The sequence below is a fragment of the Clostridium sp. LIBA-8841 genome, from assembly GCF_057782475.1.
On sequence record NZ_CM173488.1, the window covers coordinates 1,865,007 to 1,887,560 of the forward strand.

Below are 22,554 nucleotides of genomic sequence, written 5' to 3' on the forward strand. Positions count from 1 at the left end.
TTATAGTAAATCATTTGATAAAGCAGCAGCTTTAGATAATTTATTATCTATTGCTATGATTATTTGACCAGCTTTAGAAATATCACCAACTATAATTCCTCCAACTAAAATATTATCTTTGAAGAATAATTTAGTGTATTGTCCTTTTACTTCATCTTTAGAGCTTATTTTTTCATAAGAATCATCATTAAATCTTATTAAACCAGCTGAGAATACATGAGTATTTAAAGCATCTAATATTATTGATGGTGTAAAGTTTTCAAATGTTTTTTCTGATCCAGCTGAATTTGCACCGGCAGTTTTACCCATCTCAATTGCTGCAGGCCAGTTTCCATAAACAATACCGTTAAATTCAGCTACATCACCACAAGCGTAGATATCTTTAACACTTGTTTCCATTCTTTCATTAACAATAACACCTCTATTGCAATCAATTCCTGATTCTTTAGCTAACTCAATATTACTTCTTATACCAGTTGAAACTAGTAATATATCAGCATCTAAAGTTTTTCCATTCTTTAGATCAAGAGAAGTTAATTTTCCATCTTTAGTTATGATTCTATCACATTCTTGTGATGTTAAGAATGTGATTCCACAATCAGAAACTTGGCTTCTGAAGATGTCAGCAATTTCTTGATCTAATTGATTGTTCATAAGGTTTGGTAAGCATTCAACTACTGTCACATCAATACCAGCAAGTTTCATTTCCCAAGCTGCTTCTAATCCAAGAGGACCAGCACCTATAACAATAGCTTTTTTAGCACCTTTCATTTCTTCTTTAACATCAAAAGTATCTTTTAAGTCTTTAATAGAGTAGATACCTTTAAAGTCATGAATGTTATTGCTATTTAAAGAAATTTCCTCATTATTATTCATAACTTTAAATGGTGGAATAAAGTTATGACTACCATTAGCTAATATAAGTTTAGTATATGGTATTTCAGTACCATCTTTTAAGATCACTTTTTTACCTTCTTTATCTATATAATTAACTGTAACACCTAGTAACTCTTCTATATTATTTTCTTTATACCAAGAAGATTTTGCTAAGTAGAAAGTGTCTATATTCATTTCTTCAGTTAAAAGATCTGAAAGGTTTGGTCTTGAATAAGAAGAAACTTCTTCACTTGAAAGTAATTTAACTGAAGCTGTTTTATTTATTTCTCTTATTGTTTTAGCAGCGTAGAATCCAGAAGCTCCATTACCTATGATTACAAAGTCATCATTAGTATCATTCTTTTCAAATGTATCCATTTCAACTTCTATAAATTGTTCTTTTCCAGCACCACAAACAGGACAGATATCAGGACATACTGGGCTCTCAAAGATTTCACCACAAACTAGACACTTCCAATATCTTGTCTTTCCGTTTCCAACTAATATTTCCTTAGTTTCAGTAGCATTATTTGGAGCATAATCAAGTTCTTTTTCTCCAAACATAGTTCTTGTAAAATCTCTACCGAATTCAAAGGCTTCTTTTAATTCAACAGTTGAAGGTTTAAATTTAATTCTTAAACCAGGTCCAAATATGTTCATCTTTAATTCTTTTAATCTAGCTTCTATTCTTGGAACAGCTTCTCCACTCCATCCGTATGAACCAAAGGCAGCAGCGTATTTTCCTCCATGAATAATAGGGTTTAAGTTAGCTAAAAGAATTCTAATAGGAGGTAGTAATTCTCCAACTATTGTTGGTGAACCGAATAATATTCCATCTGATTCGCCTATATCAGCTAAAACATCTTCTTGTTTACTATATGTTAAATCATATAATTTAACTTCAACATTATGTTCAGCTTGTATTCCTTTAGAAATTTCTTCAGCTAATTCTTTAGTATATCCATAAGCTGATACATAAGGAATAGTAACTTTTTTATCTCCATTTATTTTAGGCTCTACTGGAGTGCTCCATTCTTTATAAGTATTTATTATCTTCCAAGGATCTTGTCTAAGTACAGGACCATGACCAGGACAAACTAAATCTATGTTTAAATCCTTAATTTTGTCTATAGCTTTTAAAACATAAGGTTTATATGGTCCAAAGATACAATCATAGTAGTATCTTAAAGCATCTAAATATTCTCCTTCATTAGGGATTAAGTCATTAAATACTTCTTCACAAGAATAGTGGCTTCCGAAAGAGTCACAAGTTATTAATGCTTTATCTTCAGGAATATAAGTATACATTGAGTCTGGCCAGTGTAAAAATGGTGCAGAAATAAATTGTAATGTTTTATTTCCTAGTGAAATTGAGTCATTGTCTCCAACAACTATATACTCAAACTCTTTATTAACTATATCTTTTAAAAACTCTATAGCTTGCATTGAACCTACAACCTTAGCTTTAGGAGAGATTTCTAATAGCTTTTCAACTGAACCAGCATGGTCAGGTTCTGTATGATCAACAACTATATAATCTATAGATTTAGGATCAACACCTAAGCTATTAAGTTTTGATAAATAATCTTCAAAACATTTTTCTTTTACTGTTTCAAATATAGCTATTTTTTCACTACCTTTAACAACATATGAGTTATAAGTAGTTCCGTAAGGAGTATACATGATAATATCAAATACTCTTAATTCAGGATCTAAAGATCCAATCCAATAAATATCTTTTTTTATTTCTAAATAATTCATAAAAACACCACCTAATATATGTTAAAATTGTAACAATCAAAATTAATTAATATTAATTATTAATTAACACCTATAATTAAATTATATTCTTTTTTGCTGAAAAGTAAATACTTTTTTTAATAGAATATTATATTTTTTAGATTTATAAAGAAATAATGGCAATGTGGTTAGTTAAACCATATTGCCATTATTTTGATTAATATTATTTTTTATTACTATGATATTTTTCAAGGAATTTTTCAAGATATCCTTCAGGAATACTCATACATCCAACATGACCATGTCTTTCGTCTCCTTCATGGTCACCATGAAAATCAGAACCACATGTAATAAGAAGATCATGATGAACAGCATAAGAAACAAAGAAGTCAGTATCCTTTTTTGTGTTTTGATAATAGATTGCTTCTATACCATCAAAAGGAAATTCCATAACTTCCTTTACTGGAACTCTTTTTATAAGTTTTGGATGAGCGAGAACAGTTAAAGCATTGTTAGCTTTTAATATATTTATTCCTTCTTCTACAGAGATTTTTTTGTTTGGAACATAAGCAGGACTATCATTTCCGATGAATTTGTCAAAGATATATTCCCAATCGTAAGGATAGCCAGCATCTATTATGCATTGAGCTATATGAGGTCTGGCAACTACACCTTTTCCTTTTGCTAAAACATCTCTATAGTCAAGTTTTATATCAAAATATTTTTCTAAATTAGCTACAATTTTTTTAGCTCTATCTATTCTAGAATTTTTTAATTCTTTTAAGAAGTTTTGAAAAGATTCTGATTTATAAGAGTCATCTCTAAAATATCCTAATATATGAACAGTAGCGTTCTTATGTTCACAGCTAAGTTCTATTCCAGGGATGAATTGAATATCTAAATCTTTTGCAGCTTCTTTGGCTTCTTCAAGACCAGAAGTTATATCATGGTCTGTTAAAGCTATTAATGATATACCTGCTTTTTTTGCTTCTTTAATTATCTCTTTTGGAGATAGTGTTCCGTCAGAAGCTAGTGAGTGACAATGAAATTCTGCATTAATATTAATAGTAAACCCTCCTTTGAAAATGAAAAAATTAATGTATGTATAAAGATTATTATTTGAATAATATTGTTATTTTTATAAAATTTGTAGTATAAATATTTTAACACAGAAATTAGAGGAAAATAAATTAATTTTTTACTTCTAATCAAGTAATAACAATACTTTATATTATTAATTAGGAAAACAGTAATATATAAATGGTATAAAATTAATATTTTTTTTGATATGTTTTTGATATAATGATTTTAAACTAAATGTTTTAGAGGTGAATTAATGTTTTTAATAATAGATAATTATGATTCCTTTGTATTTAATTTAGTTAGATATTTTAAAGAGCTAAATGAGGATATTGTTGTAAAAAGGAATGATAAAATAACTATAGAAGAGATAAAAAAATTAAAGCCAGAAGGAATAATTATATCACCTGGACCTAAGGCGCCTAAAGATATGAAAGAATGTTTGAATATCATAGATGAGTTTAAAGAAAAGATTCCGATTTTAGGAGTTTGTCTTGGACATCAGTGTATAGGATATTCCTTTGGAAGTAATATAATAAAAGGAGAATTCCCAGTGCATGGAAAGGTGAGTAAAATAACTCATGATGGAAAAGGTGTTTTTAAAGGAATTAAAAACAATATAAATGTCACTAGATATCATTCTTTAATAGTTGATAAAAATTCTTTAGGAGAGAATTTAGAAGTAACAGCTTTAAGTGATGATGGTGTTGTCATGGGGATAAGACATAAGAAGTATAGGGTAGAAGGTGTACAATTTCATCCAGAAGCTGTTTTAACTGAATATGGTCATGAAATGCTTAGAAATTTTATTGAAATTTCTAGAAAAAATTTAATACTATAGAAAGGTGATTAGCTTGAATTTTAAAATAAAAGAGATAGACAATAAACTTGAATCTCATGAAGTGTATTCTTTATTTAAAGATGAAAGGAATAGTATATTTTTAGATAGTTCAAAAGAAGAAAGTGAGTTTTCTCTATACTCATTTATAGGAGTAAATCCTTTTAAAAAATTTGTTTCTAAAGGAGATAAAATTTACATAGATGAGAAATTGAGTTGTGGAGATCCCTTTGTTAAGTTAGATGAATTAATTAAAAAATATAAAATTGATTATGAGAGTAATATTCCTTTTTTAGGAGGAGCAATGGGGTACTTTTCTTATGACATAGGAAGAGTAAGTGAAAAGATGCCTGAAAGTGCTAAAGATGATTTAAGTATTCCTGATAGTTATTTTTTATTTTATGATAATGTAATAATATTTGATTTAAGAAATAAGAAAACTTATGTAACTGCTTTAGGGATTAAAGAAGACTCAGAAAAAAGCATAAAATATATTGAGGACAAGATAAAAAGAGGAAAAATAGAATTTAACATAATTTTAGATAAAAAAAGTGAATTCATTTCAAACTTTTCAAGAGAAGAATATATAGATGCTGTAAAACAAGTAAAAGACTATATAAAAGAGGGACATACATATATAGCCAACTTAACTCAGAGGTTTCAGTGCCAATATAATTCTAATCCTTTTGATACATATATTAGTTTAAGAAGTATAAATAAAGCTCCCTTTTCCTGTTACTTAAATTTAGAGGATTTCCAAATAATAAGTTCTTCACCAGAAAGATTTTTAAAGGTATATAATAATAAGGTTGAGACAAGGCCTATTAAAGGAACAAGACCTAGAGGAATAAATGAAATAGAGGATAAAAAAAATAGAAAAGAACTTTTAAATAGTGAAAAAGATAAATCAGAGCTTTTAATGATAGTTGATTTAGAAAGAAATGATTTAAGCAAAGTTTGTAAGCCCTTTTCAGTTAAGGTTACAGAGTTATTTAAATTAGAGGAGTATGCTACAGTGTTTCATTTAGTTTCAACTGTTATTGGAGAATTAAATGATGATGTTAGTTCTGTAAAATGTATAAGAGAATGTTTTCCAGGTGGATCTATAACAGGTGCTCCTAAAATAAGAAGTATGGAGATAATAGAAGAGCTAGAGGGAATTAGAAGAGGAATATATACTGGAGCCATAGGCTATTTTGATTTAAGGGGAAATTGCGATTTTAATATAGTTATAAGAACTATATTAGTTAAAGATAATAAAGCTTATTTTGGAGTTGGTGGAGGCATAACCATTGAATCAGATGAGGAAATGGAGTATGAAGAAACTTTAGATAAGGCAAAGGCTTTAATGAGAGTATTATAATTAAGGTTGTGGTATAAAGTGATTTATATAGGTAAAAATGAAAAAAATTATAATATGGTAGAAGAAAATTTAGTGTACATAGATTCTTCGGTTTTTTTTGGCAGAGGAGTTTTTGAAACAATACATGTATTAAAAGAGGGGGTATTTTTAAAGGAACATCTAAAGAGATTAAAAGAGGGGTGTGAAGCTTTAGAAATTCCTTTTAATATTAATGAAGAAGATCTAAAAGAGTTTATTAAAAATGAAAAAATAAATAATAAGGCTTTAAAAATAACAGTTACTGAGAAAAATATAATTTATTCTACTAGAAATATTACTTATAGTCCTGATGACTATAATAGAGGTTTTTCATTAAAGCTTAGTGATGTAAGAAGAAACAGCACTTCTAAATTAACTTATTTAAAAAGTACATGTTATATTGAAAATATTATGGAAAAGGAAAGAGCAAAGGATGAAGGCTTTGATGAAGTAATATTTTTAAATGAAAGAGGAGAATTGACAGAAGGGGCTACTAGCAATTTATATTTTATAAAAGATAATAAGATACATACCCCTAAGGTGAGTTGTGGTCTTTTAAATGGTATAATTAGAAAATGGATAGAAAAGAATTTCTTAGTTGAAGAAGGAAGTTATACTATAGATGACTTAAGAAATAGTGAAGGGATTTTCATAAGTAATTCCCTTCTAGGAATAATGAAAGTAAGACAATTTGAAGATGAATTTTTTGGGGAAAAAGACTTAATAGAAGAGATAAAAAAGAAATACGATAATTCTATTAGAAGCTTTTTAGAAGGAGGGCAAAATGATTAATAAAGATAAAATAAGAGAAGGAATGAAATTAATACTTGAAGCAATAGGAGAAGATGTTAATAGAGAAGGATTATTAGAAACTCCAGATAGAATTGCAAGAATGTATGAGGAAATATTTTCAGGAATAGGTATGGATGCAAAGGAACATTTAAGTAAAACCTTTGAAGTTGATAGTAATGACTTAGTTCTAGAAAAAGATATAACTTTTCATTCAATGTGTGAACATCATTTAGTTCCTTTTTATGGAAAGGTTCATATAGCATATATACCAAATGGGAGAGTTGTTGGATTGTCTAAACTTGCTAGATGCGTAGAGGTTTATTCAAAAAAACCACAACTTCAGGAAAGACTTACAAAGGAAATTGCTGATGCATTAATGGAGTACTTAGATGCTAAAGGGGCAATGGTGGTTGTTGAAGGAGAGCATATGTGTATGACCATGAGAGGGGTTAAAAAACCAGGTGCAAAAACTGTAACGACTACTTATAGAGGAAGATTCTTAGAGGATGAGAATTTGAAAAATGATGTATTTAGAATGATTTCCATGTAGATAACTGTTGTTCGAGGTGTGAATTATGGAAAGAGTAAATAAAGTACTTAATAATGATAAGTATAAAGAATATTTAAAAAAGAATTCTTTTTGCGAAAAAGATAGAATTTTTTGTAAGCATAACTTAGAACATTTTTTAGATGTATCAAGAATTGCATACATAATGGTTTTAGAAGAAAAGTTAGAGGTCTCTAAGGAAATTATATATGCAATTGGTCTTCTTCATGACATTGGAAGATGGGTAGAATATGAAGGTGGAGAAAAGCATAATAAGGCTTCTTATAAATTAAGTTTAGATATTTTAAAAGAATGTGATTTTAATGAAAATGAAATAGAAATTATTTTAAATGGAATTTTAAATCATAGAAATAAAGAGGCCAAAGGATTAGATAAAATAATATATCTAGCGGATAAAAGATCAAGAAGTTGCTTTTTATGTAAAGCTGAGAAGCTTTGTAAATGGGACAAAGAGAAAAAGAATTTAGACATATTTGTTTAAGGGGGAAGTTTTATGAAAATAGGAAATAAAGAATTTGAAATAGGTAAAAGAACATACATAATGGGGATTTTAAATGTAACTCCAGATTCATTTTCAGATGGTGGAAAGTTTAATGATATTGAATTAGCATTAAAACAAGCTGAGAAAATGATTGAAGAGGGTGTAGACATAATAGATATTGGAGGAGAGTCAACAAGACCAACCCATACACCAGTAGGCGAAGAGGAGGAGTTAAATAGAGTAATTCCTATAATAAACGCTTTAAGAGAAAAGTTTGATATACCTATATCAGTTGATACATATAAGAGTAAGGTTGCAGAAGAAGCAATAAAGGCAGGTGCAAATTTAATAAATGATGTTTGGGGATTTAAAAAAGACAAATATATGGCTACAGTTGCAGCAAAATATGGAGTACCTTGTTGTTTAATGCACAATAGAAATGACAATGAGTATGGAGACGATATAATAGAAACTATGAAAGCTGATATGGAAGAAAGCATAAATATAGCTTTAGAAGCAGGAGTTAAAAAAGAAAATATAATTTTAGATCCAGGTGTAGGTTTTGCAAAGGACTATGAACAAAATTTAGAAGTGCTAAATAGACTAGATGAATTCTGTACTATGGATTATCCAGTTTTACTAGGAACATCAAGAAAGTCAGTAATAGGAACTGCTCTAAACCTTCCCGCAAATGAAAGAGTTGAGGGAACCTTAGCTACAACTACTCTTGGAATAATTAAGGGCTGTGAGTTTGTAAGAATTCATGATGTGCTAGTGAATAAAAGAACTGCTCTTATGACTGATGCTATGGTGAGAAGATAGGAGTTAAATTGCATGGATAAGATTATTATTAAAGATTTTGAGGTTTTTGGTAATCACGGTGTTTTTGAAGAGGAAAAGAGATTAGGACAAAAGTTTATCTTAAGTATAGAACTTTCTTTAGATACTAGAGAAGCCGGTATAACTGGAGATTTAAGCAAATCTGTTCATTACGGAGAGCTTGCACATAAGGTTGAAGAAGAATTTAAGAAACAAAGTTATGATTTAATAGAAACTACTGCTGAAAAAATTTGTGAGTTTATATTATTAGAATATTCTTTAGTAAAGAAGGTTAAAGTTACTTTAAAAAAACCTTGGGCACCTATATTAAGAAGTTTAGATACTGTGTTTATAGAAATAGAAAGACAGTGGAACGAGGCATATCTTTCTTATGGTTCAAATATGGGAGATAAAGAATACTATATAGAAGAGGCTTTAAATGAGATAGATAAAGCATACCACACTGAGGTTGTAAAAAAATCATCCTTAATTAAGACTGAGCCCTGGGGATACACTGAACAAGATGAATTCTTAAATGGAGCTTGCATTATAAAAACTCTTTTAAATCCTAAGGAATTGATAAAGTTCTTATTAGGAATAGAAGAGAAGCTTAAAAGAGAAAGAACAATTAAATGGGGACCTAGAACTATAGACTTAGATGTTATATTTTTTAATGATTTAATAAGTGAGGATGAGGAGATTGTTCTTCCACATCCTAGAATGCATCAAAGAAGTTTTGTTTTAGAACCTTTAAATGAAATCGCTCCTTATAAAATTCATCCACTATATAAAAAGCGTGTATTTGAATTGTTAGAGGAATTAAAATAATGAAAAGAGCTATTTTTAGCTCTTTTCATTGTTGTTTTTTATTAAAAATATATTGGCAAAAGGGTTCAAGCTTAAAAGCGTTAGGCGTATCTTTTAAACTTATATAATCCTTACTTATATCACTATCCCAAGGATAAAGTGTTACTATATCATCTCCATAAATATCTATTACATATTTAATTGAGTCTAAATCAATAAAAAACTTATAAAGAGGCTTAGTAGGTAAAGGTTCTTCTTGTATAAAGTTAGAATCTTTTAAACTTTTAAGTAAGTCCTCTACAATTCTTGCATCTTCATTCTCAACAACAACTTCACTATAAATATTCATATCTAATATTCTAATTTTCACATTATCTTTAGAGGCTATTTCACTAAGATTTTTAGTATGGTAATTTAAAGAAGGTTTTTCCTTAGTGAATATATCAGCTTTAGAACATGAGATTAAAGCCAAGGAAAAGCATAGAATTATTATAAATATGGTAGCAAATTTTTTTATCAATTTTATCACCTCCTCCAGTTTAATTTATGAAAGTTATGTTTGGGGTAGAACTTTTTTCAATAAAATGAATAATATATATTACAATTGACATTAAAAATAAGGAGGTGCTTTATAATGAAATATGCATTAGATATAAATGACTCCTATTTAAGAGAATTTTTAATCAGAAAACTAAAAGAAGAAGGTAATCTAACTATAGATTGTTTTAATGAAGAAGGTTGTTTAGGAGAAAGTTTTTTTAAAAAAGTATTATTATCTAACAGTACAAAAGCAGATATCTTTGTAAGAATAACAAAGGAGTTAGGAAATGAGAAAAAAATAGAGATTTTAGGTGATAACCAAGTTCTTAGAAGAGTAGTATCTTTAACCTTAGAGGATATAATAGATTATCTAGAATTAGCTCAAATATGTATTAAAAGTGGAAAAGGACTGTACTTAGTTAAAAACTTAGAGTCTTTGTGTTTAATTATAAATATAAGTGATGAGGAATTTAAGAATATAGATCAAGAAAAGTTAAAAGATGCTTTATATAAAATAATTAAGGAAGTAAGTTAAGTAATTTAATTTATTGTAGAATGTGGTATTATAGCATTTAATTTTATATTATTTACTTCAAAAGGACTAGTTTTTTTAGTCCTTTTTATTTTATGAAATATATTATGTTAAGTTATTTTTAATTGTTAATATATGAAAATAATATTTATTAACTTTTATGCATATATATCATTGAATAGCAATATTTATGGAGGGAATTATGGACATTGTAGGCAGTATTAATACTAGATTTATTAATAAAAACGAACAGAGCAAAAAAGAAATCTTGAATAAAATAGATAATATAGTTAAAAGTGGAGGTAATATAATTAGAATGAATCTCTCTCATGGAAAGCATGAAGACATAGAGGTTTGCATCAATTACATACGAGATAAATATAAAGGTATAAAAATTCTTTTAGACCTGCAAGGAAATAAAATTAGGGTATCTAATAACATTTGTGGCACATTTAAAGTGAATATAAATGATATTATTTATTTTTGTTCAGAAGAAACTTATGAGCTTTATTTAGAAAATATTGATAAAACAAAATTGATACCTTTAAACATAAAAAATAAATTTATTTATAATAATAATTTTAAAAAAATATATATGAAAGATGCCACAATGGAGTTTGAAGTTATAAATAATAATAATGGGCTCATAAAAACTAAGGTTAAACTTGGAGGTGTTGTTAGAAAAGAAAAAGGATGTAATCTTCCTAAGCTGGATAGAAAAAATTGGGGAATGGCACCTAAGGATTTGGAAGATATTAAATTTGCTATAGATAATAAGGTAGATATTATAGCATATTCTTATTGTTCATATGTAGAAGAATGTAAAGAGTTTAAAAATAGTGTTTTTAAAAGTATAAAAGCAAATCAAGTCATACCAAAACTTTGGGGTAAAATTGAAACTTCAGAAGGAGTAGATAATATAAAGGCAATAGCAAAGGAACTAGATGGAATAGTTATAGCCAGAGGAGATTTATCTGCTGAAGTAGGAATAATAAATGTTCCTATAGCACAAGAAAAGATAGTTTATCTTTTAAAGAATCAGAATAAATCAATAATAGTGGCAACTAATGTACTTAGTTCTATTTCTAGAAGTAATAAAAGTAAGCCTACTATAAATGAATTAAGCGATATATATCATTTAATGAGATGTGGAGTAACAGGGTTCATCTTAACAGGAGAGACAAGCACCGGAGAAAATGAAAAATATGCAGTAACGACATTAAAAAATAGCATAAAATATTATGAAAAGTTAATATCTAAAATAAAGAAAAAATCAAAAGAGTCAACTTAGGACTCTTTTGATTTTTTTTTAGATTTTATAAAGTTATAAGTTTTTATAACAATTAAAAAGCTTATATATCCTAATAAAACACCTGATAATACATCACTTGGATAATGAACTAGTAAGTACACTCTAGAAAAAGCTATAAGTGAAGCTAATAAGTAGATGTATACTTTTAAATTCTTAAATGAATAAGCAAGCATAAAAGCTGCAGCAAATGATGCAGAGGCATGTCCAGATGGCATGGAATAGCTTGTTGGTTTTGGAATTATTATATGTAAATCAGGATAAGTAGTAAATGGTCTAGGTCTTTCTATAATATGTTTAAGTATTCCTTCACCAAGAATTGTATTTACAATTAGAGCTGCTAAAGTTAAAAAAACAATTTTTCTATACTTCTTTGATAATATTAATAATATACTTATTGCAATCCATATAAGGCCTAAGTTACCTAATGAAGTAAAAAAAATCATTATAGGATTTAGAAAGCTATTTTGAATATTATTTTGGATCCAATAAAGTATATTTATATCTATGTTTTGAATAATCATAAATGGTCACCTCCATAATAAATTTATTTTATTACTAAAAGTTTAATAAGTCTAGTAAAGATAAGAATAAGTTTATAAAAAAAAGTAAGATTATATAAAAAATATTCATTTAAAGAATTATAAAAAATAAATATAATATATTTGTAGTAGAAAATGGAGGGGGAAGAGTGGTTAAGGTAGAGAGATCGGTTTTGATTATTATAGGTTTAATACTTATGATATTTTTAATAATGTTTAATCTTATAAAGAATGGAAAATATACTAGTGATTTTGAAAATACTGAATTAGTTTGGTATACCATAGGCATAGAGCCAGATGATATGGATATAGTTGAAAAAGAAGTAAATAAGTATTTAATTGACAAAATAAATGCAACTATTGACATTAGATTTATAGATTATGTTGATTTTACAAAGGTTATGAATAATAAAACAAAAGAAGGGGAAAAATTTGATCTTGTATTTACATCATCATGGGCAAATGACTACCTACCTAATGTTAAAGAAGGCAACTTTATTAAATTAAACTCCCTATTAGAGCAGTATGGAAAAGATGTATATAAGGAAATAGACGAAAAGTTTTGGAAAGGTACTGAGGTTGATGGGGGAGTATATGCTGTTCCAAATCAAAAAGAAATAGCCAATATGCCTATGTGGGTATTTTCAAAGGAATATGTAGATAAATACAATATCCCTTATAAAGAACTAAGGACATTGGAAGATTTAGAGCCTTGGCTTAAATTAATTAAAGAAAATGAAGATGGGGTTATACCTTTTTATGTAGATAATAGCTATTCAGTACCAATGATATGGGATGAATTGGCTCCAGGTTTAGGAATTTCATTAAGAAGTAATAATTTTGATGTGGCAAACATATTTAAAACAGAAGAAATGTTAACTAATCTAAAAACTATGAGAAGATATAATGAACTTGGATATACTAATTCTAAACTTGGCAATACAGGAGATTTTTCTGCTAATAAGTTTGTTACTAAGGCTGATGGACAACCTTATGCTGAAAAAATATGGTCAGCTAAAAGTGGAGAAAAAGTTGTAGTAACTCCAATCTATGAAAGTTATATAACTAATGATTCAATTAATGGATCTATGATTGCTATATCTAAAAATTCAAAAAATCCTGAAAAAGCTATGGAATTTCTTAATCTTTTAAATACAGATAAGTATTTAAGGAATCTTATTAATTATGGTATAGAGGGCGTTCATTATGAAAAAATCTCTAATAATAAAATTAGACTATTAAAAAAGGCTAAAGATTACATGGTTGACTATTATACTTTAGGAAACTTATTTATAACATATGTTTTAGAAGATGAACCAGATGATAAATGGAAAGAATTTGAACGTATTAACAATAACTCAGAGGTTTCACAAGCTTTAGGATTTGAATTTGACTCTAGTAATGTAGAAGTAGAGTTTAATTCTGTAAATACTGTTCTTGAAGAGTTTAAGAGAAGTTTATATACTGGATTAGTTGATACAGAAGAATATGTTGAAAAGCTTAATAATAAGCTTAAAAGTGCAGGAATAGATAAGGTAAAAGAAGAATTAGAAAGACAATTAAATGAATGGAAAAATAAAAAAACAGACTAGTAGGTCTGTTTTTTTATTTTTTTAATCTAATTATTTGTACATTATCTAAAACTGTAATTGTACCTGTTTCTATCATAGGTTGAATAATTTCTATTAATTTAGATATTTTTTCTTTACTTTCAATAACCTCTATTACTATGGGTAAATTTCTAGCAAGCACTTCAATAAAATCAGAATGTATTTTATGGTGTTCATCTAAACCTTCAATTCCTCTTATAACAGTAGCACCTAAAACATTTTCTTCTTTTAAGGTTTTTAATATTTCTGAATAAAGAGGTTCTCCATTAAATTTATCAGATTCATCAATAAATATTTTTAAAAAGCTACCTATAAATTCATTTTTCATTATATATTCCTCCTAAAATTAAAATAATATTTTAGCAAATCTTTGACCTATTACAACAAAGACTAAGCTACATCCTAAGTTTAATATTGCATTTTCTATTCCTAAAATCATATGGCCATTATTTAGCATGCTTACTGTTTCATAAGAAAAGGTTGAAAAGGTAGTAAGACCTCCCATAATACCTGTAGTTAAAAATAATTTTATATTAGGTGAAATTAAGGCACTATCCATGCTAAATTCCATGATGAATCCTATTAAAAGAGCACCAAGAATATTTGCAATTAAGGTACCATAAGGAAAATTTCCACCTAAATTTTTAGCTGCAAAAATAGAAATAAGGTATCTTAAAGCAGCACCTAAAAATCCACCACATCCTACTATAAAAGCAAGAAAAAGTTTTTGCATTTTAACATCTCCTTAAATAATTACTTATTAATTTAAATAAGCTTTAAATAAGCTATTTAAATTAATGTTAACAAACTTTAAATAGAAAGTAAAAAAAGTTATGATTTATAAATTAAGAATATATATTGAAAAAGTTTAATAAAAAAGTATGTATTTTTATAAAGAGATGGTATTTAAAGTAAAAACAATACAATAATTAATTAAATATAATAAAAGTTTTAGTTTCTTATAAAAAAATATACATAATAATTTTGAAGTATATGTAATGAAATAAAGAATAAAAATATGCTGAAGATAACAGTTTTATTACAAATACTTCAAACTTTTCAAATTATTAAAAAACTTAATAGAATATATATAAATAAATTTTCATAAAAAAATTTCTTCAAAGTTACTGATATAGCCAATTTAGAACAAAAAACGCCTATTTTTGCAAATGTTGACTTTTTTACTGTTATGGTATAAATTAACTATAGAAACTTTAATTCGCTTAAAACTTTTTAAGCAAAGCATGAAAAATATATAGCTTGTGATATTAAGGGTAGTTACATTAGGGAAGTTATATATTATTTGTAAACGTTTGATTGAGGGGTTTTAGAGTTAAAGGGTCTAAATGGTATAAAAATAGTAATATGAGGGGGATTAAAAAATGCTTAAACACAAAAAATTATTAGCATTAATTTTAGGAGGAATGATGACTACATCTGTAGCACTTACAGGTTGTGGATCAAGCGACAAAAGTGCAGAAGGTGGAGCAAGCGAAGAGCCTGTTAATTTAGTATGGTATGTAATAGGTGATACTCAAACTGATAATGAAAAGGTAGAAGAGGAAGTAAATAAATATATAAAAGATAAGATAAATGCTACTGTAGATATCAAACATGTTTCTTTTGGTGACTACACTCAAAAGATGAACGTATTAGCTAACTCAGGAGAAGAATATGATTTAGCATTTACATGTTCATGGGCTTTCCCATACTTAGAGAATGCTAGAAAAGGTGCTTTCCGTGAGTTAGATGATTTATTAGATAAAGAGGGAGCAGATCTTAAAGGTGTTATAGATGAGAGACTTTGGAAAGGTGCTGAGGTTGATGGAAAGATTTACGCAGTTCCAAACCAAAAGGAAATAGCAGGAGCACCTATGTGGGTATTTGATAAGGAACTTGTTGAAAAATATGATGTTCCATACCAAGATATACACTCAGTAGAAGACTTAGAACCATGGTTACAAATAATAAAAGAAAAAGAGCCAGATTTCGTTCCATTCTATACTCAAGGAGATTCAATTCCATTAGAGTTTGATGAAATCATGAAACCTTTAGGAATATTCTACAATGATGATACTTTAACAGTACAAAATATGTTTGAAACTGAAGAAATGAAAGCTATGATGGCTAAATTAAGAGAATACTATGAAAAAGGATATATAAATCAAGATGCAGCTGTTAATAACATGCAAAATGAAGTTAAGAGATTTTTATGGAAAGCTGATGGACAACCATATGCTGAGAGTGGTTGGGGACAATCTTTAGGAAGAGAAGTTGTTACTTCATCAATAATACCTGCATACGTTACAAATAACTCAACTACAGGTGCTATGACTGCGATATCATCAACTTCTAAAAATCCAGAAAAAGCTATGGAGCTTATTAACTTAGTAAATACTGATACTACATTAAGAAATATGTTAATGTTTGGTATAGAGGGAACTCATTATGAAAAAGTTAGTGATAACCAAATTAAGAGAGATCCAAATGGACCATACAATGTAACTAGCTGGGGATATGGAAACTTATTTGATACTTATGTTTTAGACACAGATCCAGCCGACAAGTGGGAAGCATTTGAAGAGTTCAATGCTGCTGCTAAGACTTCACCAATATTAGGATTCAAATTCAATACAGAGTCAGTTACAACTCAAATATCAGCAGTTAATAACGTATTACAAGAGTTCGAAAAATCTTTATATACAGGTTCAATAGATCCAGTAAAAGGATTAGAAGATTTAAATAAAAAGTTAAGCTCAGCTGGATTAGAAGACATAAAGGTTGAGATGCAAAAGCAATTAGATGAGTGGAAAGCTTCTAATAAATAATAAATTATAAAAGAGTGGTTTTATACCACTCTTTTTCTTTTATTTGAATTATCTTTAAGAGGTAAGTAATATATAAAATAAATTTAATTAAGTAAAAACTTAATTAAAATGAAAATAACTATTGAATTTGGAAAGCAATAGGAGTAGAATTTAATTAAGGAAATACTTAATTAAATCAAGAGGTGGTTTATGGAAGAAAAAATAAAAATATTTAAAGCTTTAGGTGATGAAACAAGAATAAATATATTACACCTTATAAGAAAAAAATCTATGTGTGCAAAGGGGATAGCTAGAGAACTAAGCATTTCAGAATCAGCTGTTTCACAACAAATAAAAATATTAAAAGAAGCGAACCTTGTAATTGGATATAAAATAGGTTATCACATTGTTTATGATTTAAATATAGAGGAGCTAGAGAGTATTAATAGCTTAATTGATTATATCGTAAATGATGATAATAATATAAAAACAAAAGAAACTACTTATGAAAAATGTATTAAAGTATGTAAACATGCTAAATGCATGAATAATAAAAATTTAAAGGAGGAAAATATAATGAGAATTTGTTTCCCAGTTAAAACTAATGAAGGAGTTAAAAGTATTCCATATGGTCACTTTGGTACAGCTCCAACTTTTGTAATATGTGATTTAGAAAAAAACGAGGTGACTACTGTAGGTAATGGAGATTTAGGTCATGAACATGGTAAATGTCAGCCAATAAAGGCTTTATCAGGTGAAGTTGTAGATGCTGTAGTAGTTGGTGGAATAGGTGCTGGTGCCATAAATAAATTAAACTCTATGGGAATTAAAGTTTATAAAGCAATTGATGGAAATATAGAAGCTAATTTACAAGCATTTAAAAAAGAAGAATTAAAAGAGTTTTCAAGCACACATGCATGTAATCATCATGGATTCAGTCACTAAACTAATAATTTTTAATAAAAAGACAAGTTCTTGTTAGGACTTGTTTTTTTATTAAAAATTATTAGGAAAAATACTTTAAACATTAAGAAAATTTTAAATAGTTTATTATACTTAAAAGTACCGTATTATTTAAATATAAGGATATTTTAAATATTTAGTAATATGGAGGGGTAAAAGATGAGTAAGGATATTGAGAAGTTTTTAAATGAAATTAGAGAGAAGATAATTAATTATAGAAGAGATTTTCATAAATATCCAGAAGGAGCATGGAAAGAATTTAGAACAGCTTCTTTAATAGGAAAATATTTAAAAGACATGGGATATGAAATTAAGGTAGGCAGAGAAGTTATAAGTAAAGAACATAGGTTAGATGTTCCTAATGAAAAGGAATTAAATAAGAGTTATGAGAGAGCTTTAAAGCAGGGAGCTTTTAAAGAAATAAGTGATTTAATGATTGGAGGATATACTGGTGTAGTTGGAATTATGAAAAATGGTGAAGGACCAACCATTGCTTTAAGGTTTGATATAGATGGGGTTAAGGTTTTTGAAAGTAATGATAAAAAACATATGCCATTTAAAATGGGGTTTTCTTCAGTGAATAATGGTATAATGCATGCTTGTGGTCATGATGGACATATAGCTATTGGACTTGGAGTAGCTGAAGGACTTATTAATTTAAAAGATAAGTTTAAAGGGACAATAAAGCTTATTTTTCAGCCTGGGGAGGAAAGCGTTTGTGGAGGAAATCCTATGGTTGAATCGGGAATATTAGATGATGTAACCTATCTATTAAGTGGACATATTGGGATAAAGGCAAAAAAGTCAGGAGAAGTAATATGTGGAACACGAGGATTTTTGGCAACTTCAAAAATTAATGTGGAATTTACAGGAAAGTCATCACATGCAGGTGTAGCACCTGAAAAGGGACATAATGCATTGCTTTCAGCTTCTACAGCAGTATTAAATTTAGATGCCATACCTAGAAATAGTGAAGGAATAACAAGAATAAATGTAGGAAGATTAATAGCTGGTAGTGGAAGAAATGTAATTCCAGGAAAAGCCTTTATGGAAGTAGAGACCAGAGGAGAAACCACAGAGTTAAATGAATATATGGAAGAGTATGCTATAAGAATTTTAAAAGCTTCTGCAGATATGCATGATAATCATGTTGAAATATCATGCTTAGGGAAATCCATAAGTGGAAAAAGTGATAGGGAATTAATTGATGTTATTAAAACTGTAGCAAAGGATATAAAAAGTTATGAAACGATAATAGATGAAGAAGATTTTGGAGCTAGTGAAGATATATGTTATATGATGAAAAGAGTACAGGACAGAGGGGGAAAAGCATCATATATTATGTTTGGAAGTCAACTAAAAGATGAACATCATTCTATTAGATTTGATTTTCATGAAGAAGATATGTTTCCAGCAATTAATTTGTATTTAAGAACAATCATAGAATTGAGTAAATAGATTAAATAAAATAGGTAGTCTTTTAATTTAAGACTACCTATTTCAATTTTAGATTAATAAGTATGATGTAGTTAATATGAGAAGAGTTTTATTATGTAAAATTTAGTGGTTTTATATCTTAGATAATAAATCGTCTATAATCATGTTTCCACCTAGCTTATAATCATATGTAGATTTTGTCGTCATAGACTTTATAAAACTCCAAGAAGCATTCCACAACTTAACTACAAAAAGATAATCCTCTAATTTTTCCATTAGTTCATTAGAATAATAACCAAAATAATTTTTAATCAAAAAATATCTTTCCTTCTCCTGAAGCATCCATGATATAGTTGCTAAATCAAAAAATATATCACACATAGCGGAAAATTCAAAGTCAATAAGAAGAACCTTCTTATTATAGTAAAGTACATTTGATGAATTTAAATCATTGTGGCAAAGACCTAAATTAATATTTCTATTTAACTTTTCCTCAAGGAAATTCAACCTATTTAAAATTAAGTAAATATCTTTGTGTAATATAAAATTTTTAGATTCTAAAAATTTAAAGTTTTTTCTTATATGTTCAAAAGGATTAAAAGTATGCTCACATCTAAGAATATGTAGCTTTTTTAGAGTTATAGCTAGATTTTTAATGAATTCAACAGATGTAAATGTATTCATGTTTACTTTTGAACTTTCTAAAAATTTGCTTATTAGTATTCCATTATCCTTATTATGATATATAATAGGGGGGGATAGCTTGTTCAAATTAGCAAAAGTTAAAACAAAATTTTCCTCTGAAAAATTATTTTTATTATCTTTACTAGGTATTCTTAAAACATATTTATTATTTTCACACTCTAATAAATAGTTTGAATTATTAAGACCACCTAGTTTAGTTATCTTATGATTTTTCATTTTGTTATTCATCTTAATCTCCTTATATCCTAATAAAAATATTATATCAAAAATAAGAAGGGGTGGAAAAGGATAATGTTAAATGAGGTATTAAAAGGAATAAAGGGGAGAGATGAAGAAATAGAGTTAAAAGCTAAAAAAAGAGTAGATTCCTTAGCAAAACCTTTAGGTAGTTTAGGAAAGTTAGAGGACATAGCTATTAGATTATCTGGAATAACTGGAGAATTATTTAATGATATTAACAAAAAATGTGTGTTGATAATGTCTTCAGATAATGGCGTTGTAGAAGAAGGAGTAGCTTCTGCACCTCAATGTGTAACTTTACTTCAAACAAAAAACTTTATAAAAGGAAATACAGGCGTGGCTACATTAGCAAAAGTTAATAATACAGATTTAATGGTTTTTGATGTAGGAATTAACTCAGATGAGGTTATAGATGGGGTAATAGATAGAAAAATTTCAAAGGGAACTAAAAATATCTACAAAGAACCAGCTATGACTTATAAGGAAGCCAAAAAATCAATAGAAATTGGCATTGAGGCTGTAAAAATGGCTAAGGAAAAAGGATATAAGATACTTGGAGTAGGTGAAATGGGTATAGGAAACACCACTACTTCAGCAGCCGTCCTAAAAGCCCTTATTGGATGTGAGACTTCTCAAGTAGTAGGAAAAGGTGGCGGAATAAACAACGAATCTTTTGAAAAGAAAAAAACTATTGTAGAAGAAGTTATAAAAAAGCATGATATTAATACTATGGATCCTATTGATATTATTTCAAAAGTTGGAGGATATGACATTGGAGCCATGGCTGGAGTGTTTATAGGAGCGGCTTATTATAGAATTCCTGTTGTAATAGACGGTTTTATATCAGTTGTAGCAGCACTTTTAGCTAGTAAATTAAACCCTTTAGTTAAGGAGTTTTGTTTTACTTCTCATAAATCAGAAGAAATAGGTTATAACCTTGCTATAAAAGAACTTGGGTTAAATCCTATGCTAGATCTTAATATGAGACTTGGAGAAGGTAGTGGTTGTCCAATTGCATTTTCAGTTGTTGATTTTGCAATTGCCATGATGAATAATATGGCAACCTTTGAAGAAGGAAATATTGATGATAGTTATTTAGAGGAAGTAAAGGAAGAAGAGTGTTATATAGTTCAATGAGGTAGAGAGAGCCTTATAAAAATAATAATGGAGTTAAATTAATTGATATGATAGTTTTAATTATTGGAGGAGCTAAAAGTAGTAAGTCATCTTACGCTGAATTTTATAGTAGTGAACTTTCTAAAAGAGAAGAGGGAAGTCTTTATTATTTAGCTACTATGAATCCTTATGATTTGGAAGATTTAAAAAGAATAGAAAATCATTTGGAAAATAGAAAAGAATATGATTTTAAGACAGTTGAAAAACATAGAAATTTAAATAGTATACTTAATAAATTTTCTAATGATGATACAGTTTTATTAGATAGTCTAACATCTTTAGTTACTAATGAGATGTTTGTTGGAAAAGAGTTTAATGAAAATGTTAGTTCAATTATTTTAAGTCATATAAAAAGTTTAGGAAGCAAAGTTTCTAATTTAATAATAGTTTCAGATTATGTTTTTAGTGATGGGATCAAATATGATTCTTACACAGAAGCTTTCAGAAAAGAACTAGGAACAATAAATTGTGATTTAGCAGCATTTTCTGATGTAGTTATAGAAGCTTCCTTTGGAAATTTAATATTTCATAAGGGAAAGGAGGTTTTAAAAAATGAAAAGCTTATATAAAGCCTTAAATATGGCTTTAAGCATGTTTACAGTTATTCCACTTCCAAAATATGAGTGGGATGATAAAGTAGCTAAACATATAATGAAGCTTTATCCTTTAATAGGTTTAATAGTAGGATGTCTTTGGTATTTTAGTTTTTTTATACTAAATAAACTAAATGTGCCTATGATGCTTATGGCAGCTATTATTTTATCAGTTCCTTATCTTTTAACAGGATTTTTGCATTTAGATGGATTCATGGATGTTTCAGATGCACTTCTTTCAAGAAGAGATAAAGAAGAAAAACTTAGGATTTTAAAAGATTCAAGAGTAGGAGCATTTTCAGTAATTGCCGTTCTTTTATTACTGATTATTGAGTTTTCTGGAGTTTTTACTTTATTAGAGAAGGATATAGATATGAAAATACTTATTTTTATACCTATAGTATCAAGAGCAATAAATGGTTATTTTATTGTTAGTAAAGAAATGATTGGAGAAAGTTCTTTAGGAAAGTTTTTTAAAAATGGAACTGGAAAAATAGATGAAATAATTTTAATAGGAATCTATGTAGTAGTTTCGATATTAACATTCTTTATTTTTGGAATAAACTATTTAATTGCTATCTTAGGAATGGGAGCGATTTCTCTTATTTTACTTTTAAAAGTGAGAAAAGAGTTAGGTGGAATAAATGGAGACGTTGCAGGATATATTCTTGTTCTTATGGAATTTACAGGAATTCTCATTTTAGGAATTCTTTAAGGA

At 27.9% G+C, this 22,554-nt stretch carries 22 protein-coding genes and 1 pseudogene; 16 read left to right on the forward strand and 7 right to left on the reverse strand.

Annotated elements, in window-relative coordinates; translation table 11 throughout:
* Both AC2A4K_RS08175 and AC2A4K_RS08180 read right to left on the reverse strand, forming a co-directional pair.
* Positions 1–2,637, reverse strand: coding sequence for an FAD-dependent oxidoreductase (locus tag AC2A4K_RS08175; RefSeq protein ID WP_322503436.1), 2,637 nt, complete (start codon positions 2,635–2,637; stop codon positions 1–3).
* A gap of 202 nt (positions 2,638–2,839) precedes the next feature.
* On the reverse strand, positions 2,840–3,682 hold the full coding sequence (locus tag AC2A4K_RS08180; protein ID WP_322503826.1) for a PHP domain-containing protein: 843 nt from the start codon (positions 3,680–3,682) through the stop codon (positions 2,840–2,842).
* A gap of 270 nt (positions 3,683–3,952) precedes the next feature.
* On the opposite strand from AC2A4K_RS08180, the pseudogene AC2A4K_RS08185 reads away from it, so the two are divergent.
* The 7 genes and pseudogenes from AC2A4K_RS08185 to folK all read left to right on the forward strand — a co-directional run bounded on the left by AC2A4K_RS08185 (position 3,953) and on the right by folK (position 9,403).
* Positions 3,953–4,545 (forward strand): annotated as a pseudogene (locus tag AC2A4K_RS08185) (anthranilate synthase component II).
* 5 nt (positions 4,546–4,550) lie between these two features.
* Positions 4,551–5,897, forward strand: coding sequence for an aminodeoxychorismate synthase component I (gene pabB / locus AC2A4K_RS08190; protein WP_322503434.1), 1,347 nt, complete (start codon positions 4,551–4,553; stop codon positions 5,895–5,897).
* 18 nt (positions 5,898–5,915) lie between these two features.
* On the forward strand, positions 5,916–6,707 hold the full coding sequence (locus AC2A4K_RS08195; RefSeq protein ID WP_322503433.1) for an aminotransferase class IV: 792 nt from the start codon (positions 5,916–5,918) through the stop codon (positions 6,705–6,707).
* Positions 6,700–7,257 (forward strand): GTP cyclohydrolase I FolE, encoded by a 558-nt coding sequence (gene folE, locus AC2A4K_RS08200; RefSeq protein WP_322503432.1) that lies wholly within the window; start codon positions 6,700–6,702, stop codon positions 7,255–7,257. Before AC2A4K_RS08195 ends, folE begins: the two co-directional genes overlap by 8 nt.
* A 25-nt stretch (positions 7,258–7,282) precedes the next feature.
* A complete protein-coding gene (locus AC2A4K_RS08205) occupies positions 7,283–7,756 on the forward strand; it encodes an HD domain-containing protein (protein ID WP_322503431.1) in 474 nt (157 codons plus the stop codon).
* 12 nt (positions 7,757–7,768) lie between these two features.
* Positions 7,769–8,578, forward strand: coding sequence for a dihydropteroate synthase (gene folP, locus AC2A4K_RS08210; RefSeq protein ID WP_322503430.1), 810 nt, complete (start codon positions 7,769–7,771; stop codon positions 8,576–8,578).
* Between the two features lie 12 nt (positions 8,579–8,590).
* A complete protein-coding gene (gene folK / locus AC2A4K_RS08215) occupies positions 8,591–9,403 on the forward strand; it encodes a 2-amino-4-hydroxy-6-hydroxymethyldihydropteridine diphosphokinase (RefSeq protein WP_322503429.1) in 813 nt (270 codons plus the stop codon).
* Positions 9,404–9,428: 25 nt separating this feature from the next.
* On the opposite strand, the gene AC2A4K_RS08220 is transcribed toward folK, so the two are convergent.
* Positions 9,429–9,902: a DUF4883 family protein gene (locus tag AC2A4K_RS08220; protein ID WP_322503428.1), complete on the reverse strand. Its 474-nt coding sequence runs from the start codon at positions 9,900–9,902 to the stop codon at positions 9,429–9,431.
* Between the two features lie 114 nt (positions 9,903–10,016).
* Between AC2A4K_RS08220 and AC2A4K_RS08225 the strand changes: the two genes are divergently transcribed.
* Both AC2A4K_RS08225 and AC2A4K_RS08230 read left to right on the forward strand, forming a co-directional pair.
* Positions 10,017–10,457 carry a hypothetical protein gene (locus tag AC2A4K_RS08225; RefSeq protein ID WP_322503427.1) on the forward strand — a complete coding sequence of 147 codons (441 nt, stop codon included), beginning with the start codon at positions 10,017–10,019 and terminating at the stop codon, positions 10,455–10,457.
* A gap of 199 nt (positions 10,458–10,656) precedes the next feature.
* On the forward strand, positions 10,657–11,745 hold the full coding sequence (locus AC2A4K_RS08230; RefSeq protein ID WP_322503426.1) for a pyruvate kinase: 1,089 nt from the start codon (positions 10,657–10,659) through the stop codon (positions 11,743–11,745).
* On the opposite strand, the gene AC2A4K_RS08235 is transcribed toward AC2A4K_RS08230, so the two are convergent.
* Complete coding sequence (locus AC2A4K_RS08235; protein WP_322503425.1) at positions 11,742–12,287, reverse strand: phosphatase PAP2 family protein; 546 nt, start codon at positions 12,285–12,287, stop codon at positions 11,742–11,744. The two genes, AC2A4K_RS08230 and AC2A4K_RS08235, sit on opposite strands and share 4 nt — an antisense overlap.
* 167 nt (positions 12,288–12,454) lie before the next feature.
* On the opposite strand from AC2A4K_RS08235, the gene AC2A4K_RS08240 reads away from it, so the two are divergent.
* Positions 12,455–13,897: an ABC transporter substrate-binding protein gene (locus AC2A4K_RS08240; RefSeq protein ID WP_322503424.1), complete on the forward strand. Its 1,443-nt coding sequence runs from the start codon at positions 12,455–12,457 to the stop codon at positions 13,895–13,897.
* Positions 13,898–13,910: 13 nt separating this feature from the next.
* Here AC2A4K_RS08240 and AC2A4K_RS08245 read toward each other — a convergent pair whose 3' ends face one another.
* Entirely contained in the window at positions 13,911–14,243 is a 333-nt protein-coding gene (locus AC2A4K_RS08245) for a DUF190 domain-containing protein (protein ID WP_322503423.1), read from the reverse strand.
* Positions 14,244–14,261: 18 nt separating this feature from the next.
* Complete coding sequence (gene crcB, locus AC2A4K_RS08250; protein WP_322503422.1) at positions 14,262–14,648, reverse strand: fluoride efflux transporter CrcB; 387 nt, start codon at positions 14,646–14,648, stop codon at positions 14,262–14,264.
* 649 nt (positions 14,649–15,297) lie between these two features.
* On the opposite strand from crcB, the gene AC2A4K_RS08255 reads away from it, so the two are divergent.
* From AC2A4K_RS08255 to AC2A4K_RS08265, 3 genes are all read left to right on the forward strand, one after another.
* The gene (locus AC2A4K_RS08255; protein WP_322503421.1) at positions 15,298–16,743 is read left to right on the forward strand and encodes an ABC transporter substrate-binding protein; all 1,446 of its coding nucleotides are present in this window, start codon (positions 15,298–15,300) and stop codon (positions 16,741–16,743) included.
* 189 nt (positions 16,744–16,932) lie between these two features.
* Positions 16,933–17,667, forward strand: coding sequence for a metalloregulator ArsR/SmtB family transcription factor (locus AC2A4K_RS08260; protein WP_322503420.1), 735 nt, complete (start codon positions 16,933–16,935; stop codon positions 17,665–17,667).
* A gap of 177 nt (positions 17,668–17,844) precedes the next feature.
* Positions 17,845–19,143, forward strand: a complete 1,299-nt coding sequence (locus tag AC2A4K_RS08265; RefSeq protein WP_322503419.1) for a M20 family metallo-hydrolase — start codon at positions 17,845–17,847, stop codon at positions 19,141–19,143.
* Positions 19,144–19,254: 111 nt separating this feature from the next.
* Here AC2A4K_RS08265 and AC2A4K_RS08270 read toward each other — a convergent pair whose 3' ends face one another.
* The gene (locus tag AC2A4K_RS08270) at positions 19,255–20,055 is read right to left on the reverse strand and encodes a choline/ethanolamine kinase family protein (RefSeq protein ID WP_322503418.1); all 801 of its coding nucleotides are present in this window, start codon (positions 20,053–20,055) and stop codon (positions 19,255–19,257) included.
* 63 nt (positions 20,056–20,118) lie between these two features.
* Here AC2A4K_RS08270 and cobT point away from each other — a divergent pair, with 63 nt between their 5' ends.
* Genes cobT through AC2A4K_RS08285 form a run of 3 tightly spaced genes read left to right on the forward strand, consistent with a single transcriptional unit; the run spans position 20,119 to position 22,551 of the window.
* Complete coding sequence (gene cobT, locus AC2A4K_RS08275) at positions 20,119–21,204, forward strand: nicotinate-nucleotide--dimethylbenzimidazole phosphoribosyltransferase (RefSeq protein WP_322503417.1); 1,086 nt, start codon at positions 20,119–20,121, stop codon at positions 21,202–21,204.
* Positions 21,205–21,251: 47 nt separating this feature from the next.
* Complete coding sequence (locus AC2A4K_RS08280) at positions 21,252–21,812, forward strand: bifunctional adenosylcobinamide kinase/adenosylcobinamide-phosphate guanylyltransferase (RefSeq protein ID WP_322503416.1); 561 nt, start codon at positions 21,252–21,254, stop codon at positions 21,810–21,812.
* Entirely contained in the window at positions 21,796–22,551 is a 756-nt protein-coding gene (locus tag AC2A4K_RS08285; protein ID WP_322503415.1) for an adenosylcobinamide-GDP ribazoletransferase, read from the forward strand. The genes AC2A4K_RS08280 and AC2A4K_RS08285 overlap by 17 nt, the downstream gene beginning before the upstream one ends.
* Positions 22,552–22,554: the final 3 nt, after the last annotated feature.

Coding starts and splice junctions, on each gene's coding strand:
- AC2A4K_RS08255 (WP_322503421.1), top strand. CDS start 15,298: ATGCTTAAACACAAAAAATTATTAGCATTAATTTTAGGAGGAATGATG.
- folE (WP_322503432.1), top strand. CDS start 6,700: ATGATTAATAAAGATAAAATAAGAGAAGGAATGAAATTAATACTTGAA.
- crcB (WP_322503422.1), bottom strand. CDS start 14,648: ATGCAAAAACTTTTTCTTGCTTTTATAGTAGGATGTGGTGGATTTTTA.
- cobT (WP_322503417.1), top strand. CDS start 20,119: ATGTTAAATGAGGTATTAAAAGGAATAAAGGGGAGAGATGAAGAAATA.
- AC2A4K_RS08265 (WP_322503419.1), top strand. CDS start 17,845: ATGAGTAAGGATATTGAGAAGTTTTTAAATGAAATTAGAGAGAAGATA.
- AC2A4K_RS08175 (WP_322503436.1), bottom strand. CDS start 2,637: ATGAATTATTTAGAAATAAAAAAAGATATTTATTGGATTGGATCTTTA.
- AC2A4K_RS08230 (WP_322503426.1), top strand. CDS start 10,657: ATGGACATTGTAGGCAGTATTAATACTAGATTTATTAATAAAAACGAA.
- AC2A4K_RS08260 (WP_322503420.1), top strand. CDS start 16,933: ATGGAAGAAAAAATAAAAATATTTAAAGCTTTAGGTGATGAAACAAGA.
- AC2A4K_RS08285 (WP_322503415.1), top strand. CDS start 21,796: ATGAAAAGCTTATATAAAGCCTTAAATATGGCTTTAAGCATGTTTACA.
- AC2A4K_RS08280 (WP_322503416.1), top strand. CDS start 21,252: ATGATAGTTTTAATTATTGGAGGAGCTAAAAGTAGTAAGTCATCTTAC.
- AC2A4K_RS08245 (WP_322503423.1), bottom strand. CDS start 14,243: ATGAAAAATGAATTTATAGGTAGCTTTTTAAAAATATTTATTGATGAA.
- folK (WP_322503429.1), top strand. CDS start 8,591: ATGGATAAGATTATTATTAAAGATTTTGAGGTTTTTGGTAATCACGGT.
- AC2A4K_RS08235 (WP_322503425.1), bottom strand. CDS start 12,287: ATGATTATTCAAAACATAGATATAAATATACTTTATTGGATCCAAAAT.
- AC2A4K_RS08270 (WP_322503418.1), bottom strand. CDS start 20,055: ATGAATAACAAAATGAAAAATCATAAGATAACTAAACTAGGTGGTCTT.
- folP (WP_322503430.1), top strand. CDS start 7,769: ATGAAAATAGGAAATAAAGAATTTGAAATAGGTAAAAGAACATACATA.
- AC2A4K_RS08205 (WP_322503431.1), top strand. CDS start 7,283: ATGGAAAGAGTAAATAAAGTACTTAATAATGATAAGTATAAAGAATAT.
- AC2A4K_RS08225 (WP_322503427.1), top strand. CDS start 10,017: ATGAAATATGCATTAGATATAAATGACTCCTATTTAAGAGAATTTTTA.